The sequence below is a fragment of the Rhizobium sp. BR 362 genome (genome assembly GCF_036528765.1).
Taxonomy (GTDB): domain Bacteria; phylum Pseudomonadota; class Alphaproteobacteria; order Rhizobiales; family Rhizobiaceae; genus Rhizobium.
On the sequence record NZ_JARWGH010000025.1, the window covers coordinates 48202 to 67047 of the forward strand.

Sequence of the window (18846 nt, forward strand, 5' to 3'; positions counted from 1 at the left end):
GGGGAGCGGCCGGAGCCGCTCCCGCGCACCGTTAGTTCATTGCGTCGGTGAGAATCTTCGGTGCCTGGTCGCCGTTCGACTGCGGCCACGCCTCGATCAGGTTATCGCGGGTCACCGCAAGGGCCGGGAGCACGACGTAGGGAGGTGCGTCCTTTCCGAGTAGGGCGTATCCGGCAAGGATGCCCTCGGCATAACCGGCGCCGTACGGACGCTGGGATCCGGTTGCCTTGACGTAACCCTTCTTAGCCATGTCGATCGAGATGTTGACGCCAAGGTCGCAAGTGGTGATGACGAGGCTCTTGGACGCGCCCGCTGCGCGCGCCGCTGACAGGACGCCTTCTGTTGGAACGTCCCACACGGCCCAGATGCCATTGAGGTTGGGGTGGGCCGTCAGCATTGCGGAGGCGACGCGCTCGGATTCGCTTGAGAAATCAGGGCCTCCGACACCGGTCTCCTGGACGATCTTGATATCCGGATAATCCTTGATCGCTTCCTTGAAGCCGACCACGCGTTCTTTGGTGGCAAAAAGGTCGGACGCATGCGGGATGAGACCGATTTCGCCCTTGCCGTCGAGCGCCTTGGCCATGAGCAGTGCGGCGACCTTTCCCATCCCGCGGTTGTCGGAAGAGACGAGGCTCACATAGTCTTTGCCAGCCTTCATCCCGGCGCCGGTCTGGTCAAGGAAGATGATCTTAATGCCAGCGGCAGCAGCTTTCTTGTATGCTGCGGCCGTGGCTGACTGCTCGGCGGGAACGGTGATCATGACGTCAGGTTTGAGCGCCATGACGCTTTCGATGTCTGAAACTTGCTGCTCCGCGCGATATCCAGCATCAGTCGTCGCAACGATTTCGACGCCGAGCTCTTCCAGGGCCTTCTTTTGCCCGGCCATCTGGGCCTTGGCCCAGTCAGACGCCGTGTAGTGCATCACAATGGCCGCTTTGGCATGCTTCGCCTTGATCTTTTCGATCTCTTCGGCGGATAGCTTCAGGTCGCTCGCGAGGGTCGCTTTTTCGCCGTTGGGCCCGCTTGCCGGGTGACTTTCAATATCCTTGATCTGTTTATCGACATCGATCGCGAAGGCGCTCGGCGCATAGGCAGCGCTGCCGCCGAGGGCAGTGGCAAGGGCGATCATCTGTAGGGACTTGCGCATCGTCATAGGCATTTCGGTTCCTCCCTTTAAGGCCTATTGAGTTCCTCGAATTCAATAACGTATACGTTAATGCATTTGTAAAAGCTGTCAACTGAAGAAATGTCGGGAAACATCGGCGAGCCGAATTGAGCATCCCGCATTTGGGATGGTTTCAACCACCGTGAGTGCCCAACGCGGTATTCATCACGGTGGTCGTCTTGTCCGTTTGCCACCAAACGGATCGAGGCAGACCGCCCCCATGAAATCGACCCGGAACGATCCTTACGGCTCCCGATCGACGCGGTAGTCAAATAAAAGCTATTGCGCAAATAGAGAGGTATAAGGTATGAGGTATGATGTCGATGGGCAGACTTTTTGCAGCGGAATGTGATATTGTTATGTTTGTCGTATATAATACGTTATTTTGTGTTTCGATATTGTGATATCCAGAAAAGTGCGCCACATTAGTCGCGGTTTATGAGGGAGGAAGAATTGACAGCAGCAGTTTCGATCCGCGATCTCGCGAACGCTATCCGTGTCCTGTCGATCGACGCGGTTGAGGCCGCAAAGTCCGGGCACCCCGGAATGCCCATGGGCATGGCTGATGCGGCGGCGGTGCTGTTCGGCCGGCACCTCAAGTTCGATTCAAGCGAACCTGGCTGGCCGGACCGCGATCGTTTCGTCCTGTCGAACGGCCATGGCTCGATGCTGCTCTACAGCCTTCTGCACCTCACCGGGTACGAAGACATGACGATTGAGCAGGTTCGCAACTTCCGCCAATGGGGCTCCAAAACGCCAGGTCATCCCGAATACGGGCACACCGCTGGCGTCGAGACGACCACCGGGCCGCTCGGACAGGGGATCGCGTCGGCTGTCGGAATGGCTATCGCGGAGCGGCGCCTATCAACCGAATTTGGCGCAGCGCTTGTCGATCACCGGACCTACGTTTTCTGTGGAGATGGGTGTCTCATGGAAGGTGTTGGTCAGGAAGCTGCTTCGCTGGCCGGCCACCTGCAGCTCGGCAAGTTGATCGTCCTTTACGACGACAACTCCATCACCATCGACGGCTCGACCGCAATCGCGTTTTCGGAAGATGTGCTCGCGAGGTTCGACGCCTACGGATGGCACACGCAGCGCGTTGACGGTCATGATCCGGATGCGATCGACGCGGCGATCTCGCAGGCGAAGGCGGAAGGATCCAGACCATCCCTCATAGCCCTGAAAACCATCATTGGATACGGCTCTCCGTCAAGGGCAGGAACAAGCTCCGTACATGGTGCACCGCTCGGCGCCAGCGAAGCCGCCGCGACGAAGGCAGTCTATGGCTGGACGGCGGACACTTTCGAGATTCCTGCTCCAATCCTCAAAACTTGGCGCGAAGTCGGCGCGAAGGGCGCCAAGGCGCGCAAGGACTGGCAAGCGCGGCTCGAAGCAGCGGGCGCAGATGTCAGAAGTGAGTTTGAACGCCGCACCGCCGGCTCATTGCCAGCGCGATATGAGGAAGCGGTCAACGCCGCCAAGGCAAAGCTGCTCGACAAGCCGCAATCAGTGGCAACGCGTAAGGCAAGCCAGATCGCACTGGAAGCGCTGACGGAGCTGCTTCCGGAAATGATCGGCGGGTCCGCTGACCTCACCCACTCAAACTTGACCCGGGTTCCGGCCGTCGACAGCGATTTCACCGCCGCTGCAAGCGGGCGGTATGTCAGCTATGGCGTTAGAGAGTTTGCCATGGCCGCCGCGATGAACGGTATGGCGGCTCACGGCGGCGTCATACCCTATGGTGGCACGTTCCTCGTCTTCTCGGATTATTGCCGCAATGCCATTCGTGTGGCGGCTCTGATGGGCGTCCGCTCTATCTTCGTGATGACGCATGACTCGATCGGTCTTGGCGAAGACGGTCCGACGCACCAGCCGGTCGAGCATCTTGCCAGCCTCAGGGCAATGCCGAACTTGCATGTATTCCGGCCGGCCGACACCATCGAGACGCTGGAATGCTGGGATCTTGCAATAACCAGCAAGAACACGCCGTCGGTTTTGGCGCTCTCGCGGCAGAATGTCCCGCAACTGCGCGCCCAGCGTGACGGCATCAATCGCTGCGCACGGGGAGCCTATGTGCTGCGGGAAGCGAGCAGCGAACGTGCCGTCACAATCATCGCCACTGGAACGGAAGTCGCGCTTGCGATCCAGGCTGCCGACGAGCTTGAGGCGAGAAACGTTCCCGCCGCTGTCGTCTCGATGCCGAGCTGGGATCTCTTCGAACAGCAGCCCAAGGATTACCGCAGCTCGGTCCTCGGCAACGCGCCGCGCATTGCCGTGGAAGCGCTCTCGAAGTTCGGCTGGACTAGGTATGTCGACAGCGAAGACGACGTGATTGGGATGTCCGGCTTCGGAGCGTCTGCGCCGGCCGAGACGCTGTACGAGCAATTTGGGATCACGCGTGACGCAATCGTCACGCGCGCCCTAGCAAGGATAAGGGGCAAGCAATGAGCGCGCCGGCGACACCCGGAAATGACGAAGCGGGCGTCCAGTATGGTTCTGTCGATGAGTACCTCTCGACCTGGGCTGCTGAGGATTTGTCCCGTCAGGGGGTGGCGGCTCTAATCAACGGTGTGTTGGATGCCGCCTGTCTTTTATCCGCACGCATCGCAGCCGGTTCCCTGGAGGGCGATCTGGCCCACCTTGTCGGATCAAATACCGACGGTGATGCGCAAAAGGCAATCGACATCGCGTCGCACGAGTTGTTCGTCGAAATACTCGCACGCGCAGGCGCTGCCAGGGTCCTGTCCGAGGAGGCCGACGCGCCAGTTATGCTCAATGGCCAGCATTTTGCGGTCGCAATCGATCCGATCGACGGTTCAGGCAATGTCGGGCTGGGCACGCCCGTCGGCACGATCTTCTCGATCATGCCTTTCTGCGAAGCTGAAGATCCCTTTTTAACCCCTGGAAAGCGCCAGGCCGCGGCCGGTTATGTCTCATTCGGCAACACGGTCGATTTGGGCTTTTCGGTCGGTGAGGGTGTGCTGCTGGCGACGATGCATCCCCAAACCGGCGAGTTCCTGATCGTCAAAAGGCAGGTTCAGATACCTCGCGACACGTCCGAGCTTGCATATAACGCTTCCAACCACCGTCACCTTCACCCTGCCATGAGCCTGTATCTTCAGGATTGTCTGACCGGCAAGGAGGGAACGCGCGGCCGCGATTTCAACATGCGTTGGCTCGGATCGGCAGTCGGAGAGCTCCACCGGATCCTGATCAGGGGCGGTGTGTTCTTCTACGCCGGCGACAAGCGACCCGGCTTTGAAAATGGGCGCCTTCGCCTGGTGTATGAAGCGAATCCGATCGCGTTCCTGATGGAGCAGGCCGGGGGGCGGGCCACCGACGGCACGACCGCCATCCTGGACAAGATCCCGACCTCTCACCATTGCCGCACGCCGCTGGTTTTCGGTTCGGCGACGGAGGTCGACGTGATCGCAAGCTATCTCAATTCCAATCCAACCAGCGAGTAACACGTCATGGCCAGGATTACTCTCCGCCAGCTGCTGGATGATGCCGCCGAACACGGCTACGGCGTACCGGCGTTCAACATTAACAACATGGAACAGGCGCTTGCCATCATGGAAGCGGCCGACGGAACGGATTCGCCTGTGATTCTCCAGGCGAGCCGTGGGGCCCGAGCCTATGTCAACGACATCATGCTCAAGCACATGATGGAGGCTGTGACGGAAATCTATCCGCATATCCCCGTTTGCGTCCATCTTGACCACGGAAACGAACCGAGCACCTGCGTCACCGCGATCCAGCATGGTTTTACGTCCGTCATGATGGACGGATCGATCCTTGCTGACGGGAAAACCGCGGCGGATTGGGACTACAACGTCAAGGTCACGAGAAGCGTCAGCGACACGGCCCATTGGGCAGGGGTTTCGGTGGAAGGGGAGCTTGGCGTTCTGGGCTCGCTTGAGACCGGTACGGGCGAGGCGGAAGACGGTCACGGCGTCGAAGGCAAGCTCGATCCGCATCAGCTTTTGACCGATCCGGAGGAGGCGGCGAAATTTGTCGCGGAGACCAAGGTGGATGCGCTTGCCGTCGCAATGGGCACCAGCCATGGCGCCTACAAGTTCTCACGCCGGCCGGACGGTGACGTGCTGGCAATGGATGTTATCGAGGCGATCCACCGGAAACTTCCGAATACCCATCTCGTCATGCACGGTTCGTCAAGCGTGCCGGAGGAGTTGCAAGAAATTTTCAATCGCTTCGGCGGGCGGATGAAGCCCACCTGGGGCGTGCCGCTCGAGGAAATCCTGCGCGGCATTCGGCATGGTGTGCGAAAGGTCAACATCGACACTGATTGCCGCATGGCAATGACCGGGCAGGTGCGCCGAGTGCTGTCCGAAGATCCGACAGAATTCGACCCTCGCAAATATTTGAAGCCTGCAATGACGGCGCTTTCAAAGCTGTGCCGCGAGAGATTCGAAGCTTTCGGAACGGCAGGACGCGCAAGCTCCATTCATGTTGTGCCGCTCGCGGAAATGGCGAAGCGGTATCGAGCCGGCTCGCTCTAGGTCGGCCAACATCCATTTGAACGCAAACGTGGTGAAGCGGCGATGACCGAGAAGAAAACCCTCTGGATTGGCACCAGCTGGAAGATGAACAAGACGCTTGCCGATGCCGCGCAGTTTGCGCACGGTCTCAGGGCCGCAGACATCACGTCCCATCCGCGCATCCAGCGCTTTGTCATCCCTCCTTTCACTGTTGTCCGGGAAGTGAAGACCACGTTGGCGGGCACGTCGGTGAAGGTCGGCGCGCAGAACATGCATTGGGACGAGGAGGGCGCCTGGACGGGCGAGATTTCACCCTTGATGCTCAAGGACTGCAACCTCGACATCGTCGAGCTTGGTCACTCCGAGAGGCGTGAACATTTCGGTGAGACGGACGTGACGGTAGGACTGAAAGTCGGGGCGGCGGTTCGCCACGGCTTGATCCCGCTCATCTGCATAGGGGAGACACTTTCCGAACGCGAGGCCGGGCGAGCCCGCGACGTCCTCGAGCGCCAGGTTCGCGGCGCGTTGGGATGCCTTTCTACAGACCAGAAGCACAAACCGATACTGCTTGCCTACGAGCCTGTTTGGGCCATTGGCGTCGATGGGATCCCCGCGACAGCGGACTACGCCGACGCCCGCCAGGCCGAGATCATCGCGTTCGCGGAAGCCGTGCTCGGCCGGCGCATTCCCTGCCTCTACGGCGGTTCGGTCAACGCGGACAACTGCGAAGAGCTCATATCCTGCCCCCATGTCGATGGGCTGTTCATCGGCCGCTCGGCCTGGAAGATCGAGGGCTACCTCGACATCCTCGAAAAGTGCGCGGCCAAAATCTGAGGAGTGATGAAGATGAAAATTGCAGTAGCAGGCGACAGCGCGGGCGAAGGCCTCGCCAAGGTCCTCGCCGATTATCTCAAGGACCGTTTCGAGGTGTTCGAGGTCTCCCGGACGGACGCCGGTCTCGACGATTTCTATGCGAACCTCTCCGACAGGGTCGCCAACGGCGTGCTCGACGGCACCTATGACAAGGCCATCCTGGTGTGCGGCACCGGGATCGGCGTCTGCATTTCGGCAAACAAGGTGCCGGGTATTAGGGCAGCCCTCACACACGATACTTATTCCGCCGAGCGGGCGGCGTTGTCGAACAACGCCCAGATCATTACCATGGGCGCCCGCGTCATTGGATCGGAACTTGCGAAGACGATCGTCGACTCCTTCCTCGCCCAGAGGTTCGACGAGAACGGTCGCTCGGCCAGCAATGTTGCCGCCATCGACGAGGTCGATACGAAATACCACACCCGCTAGTTGGAAGGCTGGGCAAGCATTGCTCGCGGTCGACGCGCCAGGCGCAATCAGCCTGGCGCATTATCGTTTTCTGGCAATTTTCAGAACCCGGCGAATAGGCCGGGCGGCATACGGTATCCGGGCTTCGCGTCCGCCTTCAGATGCCGCCGGTGATGATCGCAGTGCGACCTGCGGGAAATGCAAGATGCGCCACGCCTTGACGTGATGCCCTGGCTGTCATTTCAGCAGGGATGTGCGGAAGTGTTCCATGTTTTCCTCGACGCTTTCGCGGCTGAGGTCACCGGTCTTTCTGTCCCGGATCATCTGAAACATGTGTTCGTGGAGATCGACTGCGCGCCATTTGCCACTGACCTCTAGCGATTTTTGCACCCAAGGCGCGACCATCGTCAGCACGAAGTCGGCGATCACGACGATCAACGGGTTTCCGGCAGCTTTGTATATTGCTCGGTGGAAATCGAGATCGGCCTTGAGGAGATCTTCGATCGCGGAGTTCGCATCCTCCGACAGCCTTTTTAGTCGGTCGATGCACTCTCTCATCGTGGCGAGGTCTTCGTCCGTACGCCGCAGCGACGCGAGTTCTGAACAGTTGCGGTCGAAAATGTATCGCAGTTCCATCAGCATCTCAGGCGTCGAGCTCTGAAGATAGAGCTGAAACATCGCGAGCGGCATCGCCGGAAGGCCTTCGTCCTTACGGATGTAATTTCCAAAGCCATGACGCGTCTCGACAAGACCCGAGACCGCGAGCGTTTTGATCGCCTCTCTGATTGGAGTGCGACTGATCCCGAGAAGCTGGGCCAGCTCTTTTTCATTGGGAAGTTTGTCACCAGGCCCGAGGTTGCCTTTGGCAATTTCGCCCGTAATGTAGTCGAGCGCTATGTCCAGCCGGCTTGGGATTTTCTTTGGGTCAACAGACAGCATTCCTGGTCACGCTCCAATCAGAAATCGAAAAGGTACGAGGTCATACCGCGTTTTACCGCTTGCGACAAATGCCGAACGTCGAACTGGCCACTTCTCCAGGTTATTCGCTGATTTGTCCCAGCCGCTTCGAGGCTTTTGGATCGAATGGGAACATGAGGCCAGCGGCCAGGAAGCCGCCGTCGACGTTCAGGGTGTGCCCCGTAATATAGGCAGCATCGTCGCTCGCCAGGAACACCGCGGCATCAGCGATTTCCGATGGTTCGCCATAACGGCGTTGCGGAACTAGCCGATGATAGGCGTCACGCGTTTCGACCGTGTGCATGACTTTCGAGACCTCGGTCAATATCGGGCCCGGTGCGATGTTATTCACGTTGATTCCCGATTCCGCGAGTTCCACCGCCATAACCTTCGTGAGGAGTTCGACGCCGGCCTTTGAGGCTCCATAGGCCGAACGTCCGACACCGCCCTTCTGACCGGACAGCGAAGCGATATTGATGATCCGCCCATAGCCTTTGGCGGCCATGATCCGAGCAAAGGCTTGCGCCACGAGGAATGTTCCGGTCAGATTGATCCGGACGACGCGTTCGAATTCCTCCCTTGAGCTTTCGAGAAACAGAGTGGTTGCGCCCACGCCCGCGTTGTTCACGAGTATGTCGACCGTGCCGAACCGGCCAATCGTTTCCTTAACGATCGTCTCAACGTCTTCGTTGACCGAAATATCGGCGCGGACGGCCAAAGCCCGCTCCCCAAGCCGCTCGGCGGCTTCGTTCGCCACTTCCAGATCGCGGTCGACGATAACGACATTCGCGCCTTCGCGAACATAGGCTTCAGCGATTGCCAGTCCGATGCCCCGGCCAGCGCCCGTCACCACGGCAGTGCGTCCAGAAAGTCTCATCTCGTCGTCCTCCAATTTTCTCGATATGAGGTATAAGGTATAAGGTATGACCTTGACAGAGTTATGAGCTGCTTCTATGAGTATTGTCAAGAGTGAAGCCCGGCTGATGTATGGAGGAAGATATCCTCGGCCGGGATATTGGGAGGATCCGATGACATCAGCTGGCAAGCTCAAGGCCGTGTTTTACGGCGACGACTTCACGGGTTCTTCCGAAAACCTGGCGCAGTTCCATCGCAGTGGTGTGAAGGGAAAACTCTATCTCGCACGCCCTTCAGCACAGACGGCGTCAACAGATGCTCTGTCTTATGATGTGCTTGGCTTCGCCGGTACCGCAAGGGCGTTGTCCGGCGTCGAGCTCGACGAGGAGCTTGACAGCGCGTTTTCGATCATGCGCACCCTCAACAGTCCGCTTATCCAATACAAGATCTGTTCGACGTTCGACTCGTCGCCCACCGTTGGAAGCTATGGTGCTGTTCTGGCGCGCGCTGCGGCTCACTTCGGCAAGAGGGACGTTCCAGTCCTCGCCGCGACCCCGGACTTCGGGCGCTACACCTGTTTCGGAAATCATTTCGCGCGCTTTGCCGACAGGATTGAGCGGCTCGACCGGCACCCGAGCATGTCGCGCCACCCCAGGACGCCGATGCACGAGGCGGATCTGCGCATGCATCTGGCTGGGCAGACAGATAAGGAATTCGTCAACGTCACGCTTCCCGCAATCCGGAACCGCTCGGCAATGGAGGAGCGTGTCTTCAAGGCCTTCCAAGAGGGGGCAGGGGTCATTTTCGATGGGCTCGAAAATGCGGATCTTGCGGCTGTCGCCGATCTGCTCTGGGCGCGGTATCCGACACGTCCGATGTTCGCGCTTGCAGCTCAAGGCTTGGCGCAACAACTCGGCGCTCTTTGGGCCCGCTTGGGCCTGCTATCGTCGGCGGAGCCCGTCAAGACGGAGATTGCCGGCGTCGAAAATCTACTCGTCTTATCAGGTAGTTGCGCCCTGCAAACCGGGCGCCAGATTGCGGTGGCCGAAGCTTCCGGGTGGAACCTTGTCCACTTGGATGTCTCGACAGTCCGGTCCGATGATGATGCTGACGCAGTTGCGCGGGAGGCTGCTTTGAAGGCGATCGAGAGCCTTGTGCGCGGTCGATCTACAATCATCTACACGGCTCGCGGGGAAACCGGCCGCCTGGCCGGCAGCGATGTTCCCGCGGAACGCTTGGGCGCCATCTACTGTGACGTTGCGCGTGCCGTGCGCCGCGCGGTTTCCTTGCCGCGGATCGTGTTTTCGGGCGGTGACAGTTCGAGCTATGCGGTGCGGACAATCGGCGCCGAAGCGCTCGAGATCGCCGTTTTTGACGAAGTTCAAAATTGCCATGTCTGCCGCCTGGATGCGCCGGGCGACGCCGAAGTCGATGGCCTCGAAGTCATGCTGAAGGGCGGGCAGATTGGTGCCGATGACTTCTTCCTGCGGGCAAAGGCGGGCACCTCGGGTTATCTGGCGGCGTAAGGAGCAAAAGATGCAAAAGAAAATCATCCTCGAAGCCAGGGTCAACGAGTACGCGCCGCGCACATCCAACCCTAATATCCCATACACCGCCGACGAGATCGTTGAGGCCGCCGTTGCAGCCCGCAAGGCGGGAGCGGCGATTCTCCACTATCATGCCAGGACAGCCGACGGCGGTGCGACAAACACCGTTGAGGCAAACGCCGAAATCATCCGCGAAGTCAGGCAGGCGACCGATCTACTCATCCTTCCCACGCTCGGCTTTATCTCGAATGATGCCGACGCCATGAAGCGCATCGACACGGTCGCAACCCTGGCATTGGACCCTGCTACGAAGCCCGATATTGCGCCCATCGATACCGGCTCGGCCAATCTCGAGCTTTGGGATGCCGAGACGCGCAGGTTCGAAAATCCAGAACGTTTGTATCTCAACACGACCGAAAGTCTCGCGCACTACGCGCGTACCTTGGCCGAAAAGGGCGTAAAGCCGAAGCTGGTTTCCTGGTCTGTTGGGTTCACGCGCCGCGCGATCGCTCTGATGGACGCGGGCCTTGTGAGGGGGCCGGCCTACTTTCTCCTCCACCTGACGGGAGGGCGATACATTACCGGGCATCCGCCGACCGAGGCGGGTCTCATGGCGCATCTTGCATTTCTGCCCGACGACCGGCCGATCGAATGGACGGTCAATTGCCTTGGGGGCAATCTTTTGAACATTGCTCCTGCGATCTGCCGTCTGGGCGGCCACATGGCTATTGGAATAGGCGACTATCCCTATCGTGAGTTCGGCACACCCACGAACGCGGAAGTCATATCGCGCGCTGTTGAGATTGCCCAAAAGGTCGGACGTGAGCCGGCTACACCTCAGGAGGCACGCGCGATCCTCGAACTGGACGCCGCGTAGAACCAATACGGCATGCGATCCGCACACACGCGGCATAGATTTCGATTTTACGAGGTATGACGTCATATCATGGTCAACGCAACTGAGAAGATAACAGTTCAGAGAACCGCGCAGTCGTCTTCGGCGCGCGTGGTTCTGCGGGCCGAGGGCGTGGAAAAGTCGTTCAACGGCGTCCCAGCGCTCGTTGATGGCCGACTAACTCTAAAGGCCGGGACCGTCCATGCCTTGTGCGGCGGTAATGGCGCCGGCAAGTCGACATTCCTCAACATCACGATGGGACTGCTCCGCCGCGATGGAGGGATAGTGGAGATCGATGGCGAGCAGGTCGACTTCAAAAGCGCCGCTGACGCCTTGCGTCACGGCATCGCGATCATCACGCAGGAGCTTTCCCCCGTCCCCGAGATGACCGTCGCCGAGAACCTTTACCTTGGCCGCGAGCCGAAGCGACTTGGCGTGCTCGTCGATTTTAGCCAGATGCGCAGGGACGCCCAGGCATTCCTCGATGAACTCGGCTTTGAAGTCGACGCTGCCAAGAAGATGGGGGAGCTGAGCCTCGCCCAGATTCAGCTCGTCGAAATTGCGAAGGCTCTCAGCTATCGGGCACATATCGTCATCATGGACGAGCCGACATCTGCTATCGGCGAACACGAAGTCCATGTCTTGTTCAACGCGCTCCGCAAGATCACCGCGCGCGGTTCCGCAATTATCTACGTGTCTCACAAACTCACCGAAATCTTCGAGATCGCGGATGAGTACACAGTCTTCCGCGACGGCCGTTTCATCGAGACTGGAAACATCAAAGACATCGACCGCCGTCATCTTGTGACACAGATCGTCGGCCGTGAAGTCAAGCTGGTCGAGAAGGGCAAGCCTCTCGAAGACGCGCCAATCCTGCTTTCGGTCTCGAACTTGGCGCGCGGGCCTCATTTCCGAGACATCTCGCTAGACGTGGCGTCCGGCGAAGTGGTCGGAATCTACGGGCTGCTTGGGTCCGGACGAACCGAGTTCCTCGAGACAATATTCGGGCTGCACTCACCAACGGGAGGCGAAGTTGTCTTCAACGGCGGTAAGGTCAAGCCAGGCAGTCCTAAGGACGCAATTCAACGTGGAATGGCGATGGTGACCGAGGATCGCAAGGACAGTGGTCTCGTGCTCTCGGCATCGATCGCCCACAACATCACGCTTTCATCGCTGGCCTTGATGGCCATCAGCGGTTTCATCCGCGGGGACAAAGAGCGCAGCGCAGTTCAAGACATGATCGTCTCACAGAGGATCAAGTCGGCGTCGCCAGATGTTGCCGTCGAAACTCTGTCAGGGGGCAACCAACAAAAAGTCGTGCTGGCCCGGTGCCTTCTGACAAATCCAAAGCTTCTCATTTGCGACGAACCGACGCGTGGCATCGACGAAGGTTCCAAGCAGGAGATCTACGCGTTCCTGCGAGACTTCGCGGCAAAGGGCAACGGCGTCCTCGTGGTCTCCTCGGAGGCACCGGAGATCATGCAGCTCAGCGACAGGATCGCGATTTTCAAACAGGGGCAGCTCCTCAGCATCATCGACGGTGCCGAAGCAACGCAACAGACGCTTATGGACATGGCGAGCTGATGAGCGGTCATAGCCCCATTCACGGGAGGACTTGAGTAATGAATACCATCGCTGCGGCGAAGCCCGGAAACTTCCGCGCCGGGGAAATGATCAGGCAGTTCAGCATCGTTCTCGTGTTTTTCCTGATCGTCGCGTTCTTCGCGTTCGCGAACCAGTACTTCATGACATGGTTGAATTGGCTGAATCTCGTTCGCCAGTCGTCGATCAACGGCATTCTGGCGATCGGAGTGACCTTCGTCATCCTTACTAAGGGCATCGACCTATCGGTCGGCTCCGTAATGGCGCTCGCGGGCATGATCGCCGCCAGCCTCGTAACGGAGACCAACGAGCAGTTCGTGCTTTTCGGTATCTTTGCGGGTCTCGCGGCGGGAGCCGGCCTCGGCTTGGTGAATGGCGTGCTTGTTGCCGCGGTCAAGGTCCCGCCGTTCGTAGTGACGCTTGGCATGTTGAGCGTGGCCCGCGGTCTCACCTTGATCTTTTCGGAAGGACGCCCCATCCCGAATCTGTCGGATCCCTTCAAGTGGATCGGCTCCGGGCAGATCATGTATATCCCGGTACCGATCGTCATCCTGTTCGTCGTGTTCCTGATTGGATGGACCGTTTTAAACTATACGACTTTCGGCCGTTATGTGTACGCAGTTGGCGGCAACGAGAAGGCGGCTCGCACGAGCGGCATTTCCACCAAGGTGATCGTCGGTGCGACCTATGTGATCTCGGGCCTCCTGGCTGGTCTTGCGGGGCTTGTCCTGACGGCTCGCACCACCGCTGCGCTGCCGCAAGCGGGCATCGGTTATGAGCTTGACGCGATCGCCGCCGTCGTGATCGGCGGGACGAGCCTTGCGGGCGGCCGCGGATCGCTGCTCGGCACACTGATCGGCGCGCTCATCATCGGCACGATCAACAACGGCATGGACCTCATGGGCGTGTCTTCATACTACCAGCAAGTCCTCAAGGGCACGATCATCGTGGTCGCGGTCATCGCCGACCAAATCCGCAAATAAGACCAATCCCGAAATTGCCGCCGGGGAAGGCCGGCGACAATGTCCGGCCCAGCGTGTCGCGTCCGGACGTATCTTAAACCAGAGGAGAATATGAAATGCAGATGTCTAGGAGGAACCTGCTCAATGCGGGTGTGGGTATGGCAATCGCCGTAGCGACGTTGGCTGGCGGGAACTTCGCCTTCGCGCAGGACAAAATTCGGATCGCGGCTCTCTCGTTCGGTGAGTCCGGCGAGTACATGAAGGCTTGGTCGACGGAAATCCAGAACCATCCCGCCGTCAAATCGGGCGAGGTCGAGATCACCGTTTTCGACGGCAAGTATGATCCACTGACACAGGCGAACCAGATCGACACAGCGATCACCCAACAATTCAACGCGATCATCATGTCACCGTTCGACCTCGAGGCCTCGGCGCCGCCGATCGAAAAGGCCGCCGAAGCGAAAATCCCGCTTATCGTGTCGGCGCTCAAGACCAAGTCGACGAAATACACCGCGTCCATCATCGTTAACGATACCGAAGGCGGCCAGATCATCGCTGAGGAACTCGCCAAGCGCCTTCCGAACGGCGGCAACGTCGTCCTCATGGAGGGTCCGATCGGCCAGTCGGCCCAGATCGAGCGCCGCGCAGGCATCGACGCTGGTCTCGCCAAGTTCCCGAACCTCAAGCTCATCGAAGACAAGACAGGCAACTGGAGCCGCGCCGAGGGTCAGGCGCTCATGGAGAACTGGTTGCTCGCACACCCGGGTGAGATCAACGGCGTCCTTGCGGAAAACGACGAGATGGCGCTTGGCGCGATCGAAGCCATGAAGAGCGCCGGCATCGATCTCAAGACCGTTCCCGTTCTTGCGATCGACGGCATTCCGGACGCAAAGCGCGCCGTGAAGAAGGGCGAGATGGCGGTCAGCCTCTACAAGTACGCCCGCGCCGAAGGCCAGGGCGCGGTCGACCTCGCACTGCGGGCGATCAAGGGCGAGAGCTACAAGCCGCAGTCCGAAATCTGGGGCTCGCTGATGGAATGGAAGGGCGGCACCGAGAAGGACTACGTCGTGCCGTGGCTCGTGCTCGATTCCACCAATGTCGAGAAGTACATGTAATCGGACAACGGCGGACGGCCCATACGGCCGTCCGCCTTACACCAGGGAAATAGGATCGACCATCATGTTGAAGAGAAAAGTTGGAAAGACCGATGTGACGCTGACCTCGCTAGGGCTGGGTACCTCGCCGCTCGGTGGGTGCAATGTCGATGTGAGCTTCCAGACTTTCGAGGCGGTCGTCCTCAAGGCATACGACTTGGGTGTCCGCTATTTCGACACCGCGCCCCTTTACGGCCTTGGAAAGTCCGAGCATTCCCTCGGCCATGTCCTTCGCAACAACGATCTCATCGGCAAGGTCGTGGTCAGCACCAAGGCGGGGCGGATACTCAAGCCGGAAAGCCGCGCAAAGCGCGCCGAGAGCCTTTACGGCATCGACTGGGTGAAGGCGCTGCCATTTGTCGATGACTACGACTATTCCTATGACGGCATCATGCGCGCTTTCGAAGATAGCCAGCAGCGCCTGGGTATGGACCACATTGACATCCTCTATCTCCACGACGTGAGCGGCGAATGGCACCGCGAGGCGTATAGCACCCACCTTTCGGCGCTGAGATCGAGCGGTTACAAGGCGTGTGACGAGCTGCGCAGCACAGGCTCCGTGAAGGCCATCGGCCTCGGCGTCAATGAAACCGCGTCGGTCCTGCAGGTGGCAGAGGAATTTGATCTCGACTGCTCCATGGTCGCCGGGCGCTACACCCTGCTCAACCACGGCGCTCTCGACCATTTCTATCCAGAAATGCAGCGTCGCGGCATCGGTATCATTGCGGCTGGCATCTACAACTCCGGCATCCTCGCCGAGGGTAGCAAGTCGATGACAACCACCCGCACCTACGATTGCCAGCCCGCGCCTGAAGCGATCGTCCGCAAGGTCGAGGCGCTCGAAGCCGTCTGCGAGCGCCATGGCGTCTCGCTTGCGACTGCAGCGACACAATTTGTCTACGCACATCCTGCAGTGACCGCGGTGGTACAGGGAGCGCTGGCGCCCGAACACGTCGCCGCAAACGTCGCCGCGATCTCGACGCCGGTTCCGGCTGCGTTCTGGGCCGACCTGAAGTCGTCCGGCCTCATCCCTGAAGCCGCGCCAGTTCCGGAGGCATGATAGCGATGGATCTGGCTCAGCGCAGGCCCTCGGACATTCTGGTCACCTATCGGATTGAGACCGCCGGGAGCGCTGAGGCCTTGGCGGTCAAGATCGGAAGCGACCAGTCGACGGGTACATTTGTTGACCTGCCCGGAGAGACGCCGCAACTGAAGGCGCGCGCGGCCGCGCGCGTGGTCGCTTTCGAGAAACTGGACTCTGTCGAGGTTCCCTCGCTCCCTGCAGCGGGCGAAGTCTTCAACCGAGCGGAGACAACAATCGCCTATCCCCTGGAGGCCGTCGGAACTGACCTCGCGGCAGTCACCACGGTTGCATTGGGCGGGGTCTGGTCGATCAAGGAATTCACCGGGCTGAGGGTCATCGGCCTGCAGCTGCCTCCAGAGTTTGAAGGCGTCTACCCGGCGCCTCAATTCGGGATCGAAGGCTCCCGGCGTCTGACCGGCGTCTACAACAGGCCAATCATCGGCACGATCATCAAGCCCGCGCTCGGCCTCACTCCGGACGAAACGGCGCAGGTGGTTGCTGAACTCGTCGCGTCCGGCGTCGACTTCATCAAGGACGACGAGAAACTGATGTCGCCACCGTACTCCTCGTTGGAGGCGCGGGTGAAAGCGATCATGCCGATCATCCGGGATCAGGAGCAGCGCACCGGCAAGAAGGTGATGTATGCCTTCGGCATTTCCGACGTCGATCCCGACGAGATGGTTCGCAAGCACGACCTGGTCGTGCGCGAGGGTGGCAACGCCGCCGTCATCAACATCAATTCGATCGGCATGGGCGCTTTTCTGTTTCTGCGTCGACGGTCGTCTCTGGTCTTGCACGCCCATCGCAACGGCTGGGATCTTCTCACTCGGCATCCTGGTCTTGGGTTCGATTTCTCGGTCTACCAACAGCTTTGGCGACTTCTCGGCGTCGACCAATTCCAGATCAACGGCATCGCCGCCAAATACTGGGAACCGGACGCCTCTTTCGTTCAGTCGTTCCATGATCTCCAGAAACCAATCTTCACTGACGCCGACCGCCCGCTACCGGTCGTTTGTTCGGGTCAATGGGGTGGACAGGCGCCTGAGACCTATCGGAGGACGGGGCAGGCGATTGACCACCTTTACCTTTGTGGCGGTGGCGTCGTCAGCCATCCCGGCGGGCCGTCGGCGGGTGTGAGAGCGGTCCGTGCGGCCTGGGATGCCGCGGTCGCCGGAATTGATCTCCATGAATATGCCAAATCTCATCCAGAGCTGGCGCAGTCGCTCGCCAAGTTCGGCTCTAAAACCGTATCAGAAGGAAGATGACAGATGGAATATCGTCAGCTTGGCCGGTCAGGTCTGAAAATCTCGCAATTGGTTCTTGGCTGCATGAGTTTCGGCGTCGCCGATCGCGGTAACCATGCTTGGACCTTGTCCGAAGACGACAGCAGGCCCTTTATCAAAGAGGCACTCGAACAGGGCATAAACTGCTTTGACACGGCCAATGTCTACTCAGACGGCACAAGCGAGGAGATCGTCGGCAAGCTGCTCAAGGAGATGGTGCAGCGTGATGAGGTCGTGATTGCCAGCAAAGTCTACGGTAAGATGCGCAATGGAGCGAATGCGGTCGGACTTACCCGCAAGGCAATTATCGCGGAGGCTGAGGCCAGCCTCAAGCGGCTGGGGACGGACTACATCGACCTCTACCAAATTCATTTCTGGGACAATTCGACCCCGATTGAAGAGACGTTGGAAGCGCTGACGGATCTCGTTCGAAGCGGCAAGGTTCGCTACATCGGAGCCAGCAATTGTTACGCATGGCAATTTGCGCGGGCGCTCTACAAGTCGGATGCTGCCGGATGGTCGCGTTTCATTTCGATGCAAGCTCAGATGAACCTCCTTTATCGCGAGGAAGAGCGGGAGATGTTGCCGCTCTGCAAAGCTGAAGGTGTGGGGATCATGGCGTTCAGTCCGCTGGCTCGCGGGCGCCTCAGCCGGCCTTGGGAGGAAAGCAGTTTGAGGTCCGAGACCGACAATGTCACAGCTCGGTTCTACGGTCACGCGGACGAGGCGGATCGCCGCGTCGTAGACGTCGTCGCAAAGATTGCAGACGACAAGAACGTCTCACGATCCCTCGTTGCGATGGCGTGGCTAAACAAAAAGGCGGGCGTGACGGCTCCTATAATCGGGGCTACGAAGCTTCAGCATCTGAAGGATGCCGTCGCTTCGTTGGCCGTCAAGCTAAGCGACAACGAGGTCCGCGAACTCGAGGAGCCATACGTGCCCCACAGCGTAGTCGGCTTGAACTGAGTTTGGCTCGGCGGGGACGACGTTGAGGCTGTCAGGAGGCACGCCGAACCGAGCCTCCTGAACCCCTCAGTTGGCCGTATCGATCTCTGCTCCGTTCCAGAACCAGCGCGAGGAAAAAAGATGACCGCCACCCGTCGTTTTGACGTCAGCGACAGTGCGATTGAAGCTGCCGCCTGGCTAATGCGAAATGGCGAAGTCGTCGCTTTTCCGACAGAGACGGTGTACGGGCTCGGCGCGGACGCCAGCAACCCGGCTGGGATCGAGCGCATCTATAAAGCCAAAGGACGCCCGCGGCATAATCCCCTAATTATCCACGTTTCGGACGTGGAAATGGCGCGCAGGATGGCACATTTCAATCCGGAGGCAGAGTTGGCTGCTGCCAGCTTTTGGCCGGGACCTCTGACATTGCTCCTGCCAAAGCGGGAAGACGCGGGGCTCGCAACCGCAGTTACCGCGGGCATGAAAAATGTCGCAATCCGATTTCCCTCGTCGAGTGTCGCCCAACGGCTGATCCGGGCCGTCGGATTTCCGGTGGCAGCGCCTTCAGCCAATCGTTCCGGGAAGGTCACCTCCACCCGCTTCGTGGAAGT

At 59.5% G+C, this 18846-nt stretch carries 17 protein-coding genes; 14 read left to right on the forward strand and 3 right to left on the reverse strand.

Annotation, left to right across the window (positions count from 1 at the left end; genetic code table 11):
- Nucleotides 1-31: 31 nt before the first annotated feature.
- A complete protein-coding gene (locus QDY28_RS23180) occupies nucleotides 32-1162 on the reverse strand; it encodes a substrate-binding domain-containing protein (RefSeq protein WP_028753514.1) in 1131 nt (376 codons plus the stop codon).
- A gap of 444 nt (nucleotides 1163-1606) precedes the next feature.
- On the opposite strand from QDY28_RS23180, the gene tkt reads away from it, so the two are divergent.
- The 5 genes from tkt to derI are packed head-to-tail and all read left to right on the forward strand — an operon-like array spanning nucleotide 1607 to nucleotide 6972.
- Nucleotides 1607-3616 carry a transketolase gene (gene tkt, locus QDY28_RS23185; RefSeq protein ID WP_051264138.1) on the forward strand — a complete coding sequence of 670 codons (2010 nt, stop codon included), beginning with the start codon at nucleotides 1607-1609 and terminating at the stop codon, nucleotides 3614-3616.
- Nucleotides 3613-4635 (forward strand): class 1 fructose-bisphosphatase, encoded by a 1023-nt coding sequence (locus QDY28_RS23190; RefSeq protein ID WP_028753512.1) that lies wholly within the window; start codon nucleotides 3613-3615, stop codon nucleotides 4633-4635. The genes tkt and QDY28_RS23190 overlap by 4 nt, the downstream gene beginning before the upstream one ends.
- A gap of 6 nt (nucleotides 4636-4641) precedes the next feature.
- A complete protein-coding gene (fba, locus tag QDY28_RS23195; protein ID WP_004129785.1) occupies nucleotides 4642-5691 on the forward strand; it encodes a class II fructose-bisphosphate aldolase in 1050 nt (349 codons plus the stop codon).
- A 42-nt stretch (nucleotides 5692-5733) separates the two neighbouring features.
- Nucleotides 5734-6504: a triose-phosphate isomerase gene (locus tag QDY28_RS23200; RefSeq protein WP_028753511.1), complete on the forward strand. Its 771-nt coding sequence runs from the start codon at nucleotides 5734-5736 to the stop codon at nucleotides 6502-6504.
- 12 nt (nucleotides 6505-6516) lie between these two features.
- Entirely contained in the window at nucleotides 6517-6972 is a 456-nt protein-coding gene (gene derI / locus QDY28_RS23205) for a D-erythrulose-4-phosphate isomerase (RefSeq protein WP_013984669.1), read from the forward strand.
- A 216-nt stretch (nucleotides 6973-7188) separates the two neighbouring features.
- On the opposite strand, the gene QDY28_RS23210 is transcribed toward derI, so the two are convergent.
- Both QDY28_RS23210 and QDY28_RS23215 read right to left on the reverse strand, forming a co-directional pair.
- Complete coding sequence (locus QDY28_RS23210; protein WP_004129783.1) at nucleotides 7189-7890, reverse strand: FadR/GntR family transcriptional regulator; 702 nt, start codon at nucleotides 7888-7890, stop codon at nucleotides 7189-7191.
- 100 nt (nucleotides 7891-7990) lie between these two features.
- Nucleotides 7991-8785, reverse strand: a complete 795-nt coding sequence (locus tag QDY28_RS23215; RefSeq protein ID WP_004129782.1) for an SDR family NAD(P)-dependent oxidoreductase — start codon at nucleotides 8783-8785, stop codon at nucleotides 7991-7993.
- A gap of 151 nt (nucleotides 8786-8936) precedes the next feature.
- On the opposite strand from QDY28_RS23215, the gene QDY28_RS23220 reads away from it, so the two are divergent.
- The 9 genes from QDY28_RS23220 to QDY28_RS23260 all read left to right on the forward strand — a co-directional run.
- Nucleotides 8937-10289: a four-carbon acid sugar kinase family protein gene (locus tag QDY28_RS23220; RefSeq protein ID WP_028753510.1), complete on the forward strand. Its 1353-nt coding sequence runs from the start codon at nucleotides 8937-8939 to the stop codon at nucleotides 10287-10289.
- 10 nt (nucleotides 10290-10299) lie between these two features.
- Entirely contained in the window at nucleotides 10300-11187 is an 888-nt protein-coding gene (locus QDY28_RS23225; protein WP_028753509.1) for a 3-keto-5-aminohexanoate cleavage protein, read from the forward strand.
- A gap of 69 nt (nucleotides 11188-11256) precedes the next feature.
- Nucleotides 11257-12789 (forward strand): sugar ABC transporter ATP-binding protein, encoded by a 1533-nt coding sequence (locus QDY28_RS23230; RefSeq protein ID WP_037135825.1) that lies wholly within the window; start codon nucleotides 11257-11259, stop codon nucleotides 12787-12789.
- A gap of 38 nt (nucleotides 12790-12827) precedes the next feature.
- Nucleotides 12828-13790, forward strand: a complete 963-nt coding sequence (locus QDY28_RS23235) for an ABC transporter permease (protein ID WP_004129777.1) — start codon at nucleotides 12828-12830, stop codon at nucleotides 13788-13790.
- Nucleotides 13791-13885: 95 nt separating this feature from the next.
- Entirely contained in the window at nucleotides 13886-14884 is a 999-nt protein-coding gene (locus QDY28_RS23240) for a substrate-binding domain-containing protein (protein WP_051264136.1), read from the forward strand.
- A gap of 64 nt (nucleotides 14885-14948) precedes the next feature.
- Nucleotides 14949-15983, forward strand: a complete 1035-nt coding sequence (locus QDY28_RS23245; RefSeq protein WP_013984674.1) for an aldo/keto reductase — start codon at nucleotides 14949-14951, stop codon at nucleotides 15981-15983.
- A 5-nt stretch (nucleotides 15984-15988) separates the two neighbouring features.
- Nucleotides 15989-17272: a 3-oxo-isoapionate-4-phosphate decarboxylase OiaX gene (oiaX, locus tag QDY28_RS23250; RefSeq protein ID WP_331383939.1), complete on the forward strand. Its 1284-nt coding sequence runs from the start codon at nucleotides 15989-15991 to the stop codon at nucleotides 17270-17272.
- 3 nt (nucleotides 17273-17275) lie between these two features.
- Complete coding sequence (locus QDY28_RS23255; RefSeq protein WP_331383940.1) at nucleotides 17276-18256, forward strand: aldo/keto reductase; 981 nt, start codon at nucleotides 17276-17278, stop codon at nucleotides 18254-18256.
- Nucleotides 18257-18376: 120 nt separating this feature from the next.
- Nucleotides 18377-18846, forward strand: a 470-nt coding sequence (locus QDY28_RS23260) for an L-threonylcarbamoyladenylate synthase (protein WP_331383941.1), incomplete at its 3' end; no start/stop codon positions are given.

Excerpts from the sequence above, each read along its gene's own strand:
- QDY28_RS23180 (WP_028753514.1), bottom strand. The coding sequence starts at position 1,162 with ATGCCTATGACGATGCGCAAGTCCCTACAGATGATCGCCCTTGCCACT.
- tkt (WP_051264138.1), top strand. The coding sequence starts at position 1,607 with ATGAGGGAGGAAGAATTGACAGCAGCAGTTTCGATCCGCGATCTCGCG.
- QDY28_RS23190 (WP_028753512.1), top strand. The coding sequence starts at position 3,613 with ATGAGCGCGCCGGCGACACCCGGAAATGACGAAGCGGGCGTCCAGTAT.
- fba (WP_004129785.1), top strand. The coding sequence starts at position 4,642 with ATGGCCAGGATTACTCTCCGCCAGCTGCTGGATGATGCCGCCGAACAC.
- QDY28_RS23200 (WP_028753511.1), top strand. The coding sequence starts at position 5,734 with ATGACCGAGAAGAAAACCCTCTGGATTGGCACCAGCTGGAAGATGAAC.
- derI (WP_013984669.1), top strand. The coding sequence starts at position 6,517 with ATGAAAATTGCAGTAGCAGGCGACAGCGCGGGCGAAGGCCTCGCCAAG.
- QDY28_RS23210 (WP_004129783.1), bottom strand. The coding sequence starts at position 7,890 with ATGCTGTCTGTTGACCCAAAGAAAATCCCAAGCCGGCTGGACATAGCG.
- QDY28_RS23215 (WP_004129782.1), bottom strand. The coding sequence starts at position 8,785 with ATGAGACTTTCTGGACGCACTGCCGTGGTGACGGGCGCTGGCCGGGGC.
- QDY28_RS23220 (WP_028753510.1), top strand. The coding sequence starts at position 8,937 with ATGACATCAGCTGGCAAGCTCAAGGCCGTGTTTTACGGCGACGACTTC.
- QDY28_RS23225 (WP_028753509.1), top strand. The coding sequence starts at position 10,300 with ATGCAAAAGAAAATCATCCTCGAAGCCAGGGTCAACGAGTACGCGCCG.
- QDY28_RS23230 (WP_037135825.1), top strand. The coding sequence starts at position 11,257 with ATGGTCAACGCAACTGAGAAGATAACAGTTCAGAGAACCGCGCAGTCG.
- QDY28_RS23235 (WP_004129777.1), top strand. The coding sequence starts at position 12,828 with ATGAATACCATCGCTGCGGCGAAGCCCGGAAACTTCCGCGCCGGGGAA.
- QDY28_RS23240 (WP_051264136.1), top strand. The coding sequence starts at position 13,886 with ATGCAGATGTCTAGGAGGAACCTGCTCAATGCGGGTGTGGGTATGGCA.
- QDY28_RS23245 (WP_013984674.1), top strand. The coding sequence starts at position 14,949 with ATGTTGAAGAGAAAAGTTGGAAAGACCGATGTGACGCTGACCTCGCTA.
- oiaX (WP_331383939.1), top strand. The coding sequence starts at position 15,989 with ATGGATCTGGCTCAGCGCAGGCCCTCGGACATTCTGGTCACCTATCGG.
- QDY28_RS23255 (WP_331383940.1), top strand. The coding sequence starts at position 17,276 with ATGGAATATCGTCAGCTTGGCCGGTCAGGTCTGAAAATCTCGCAATTG.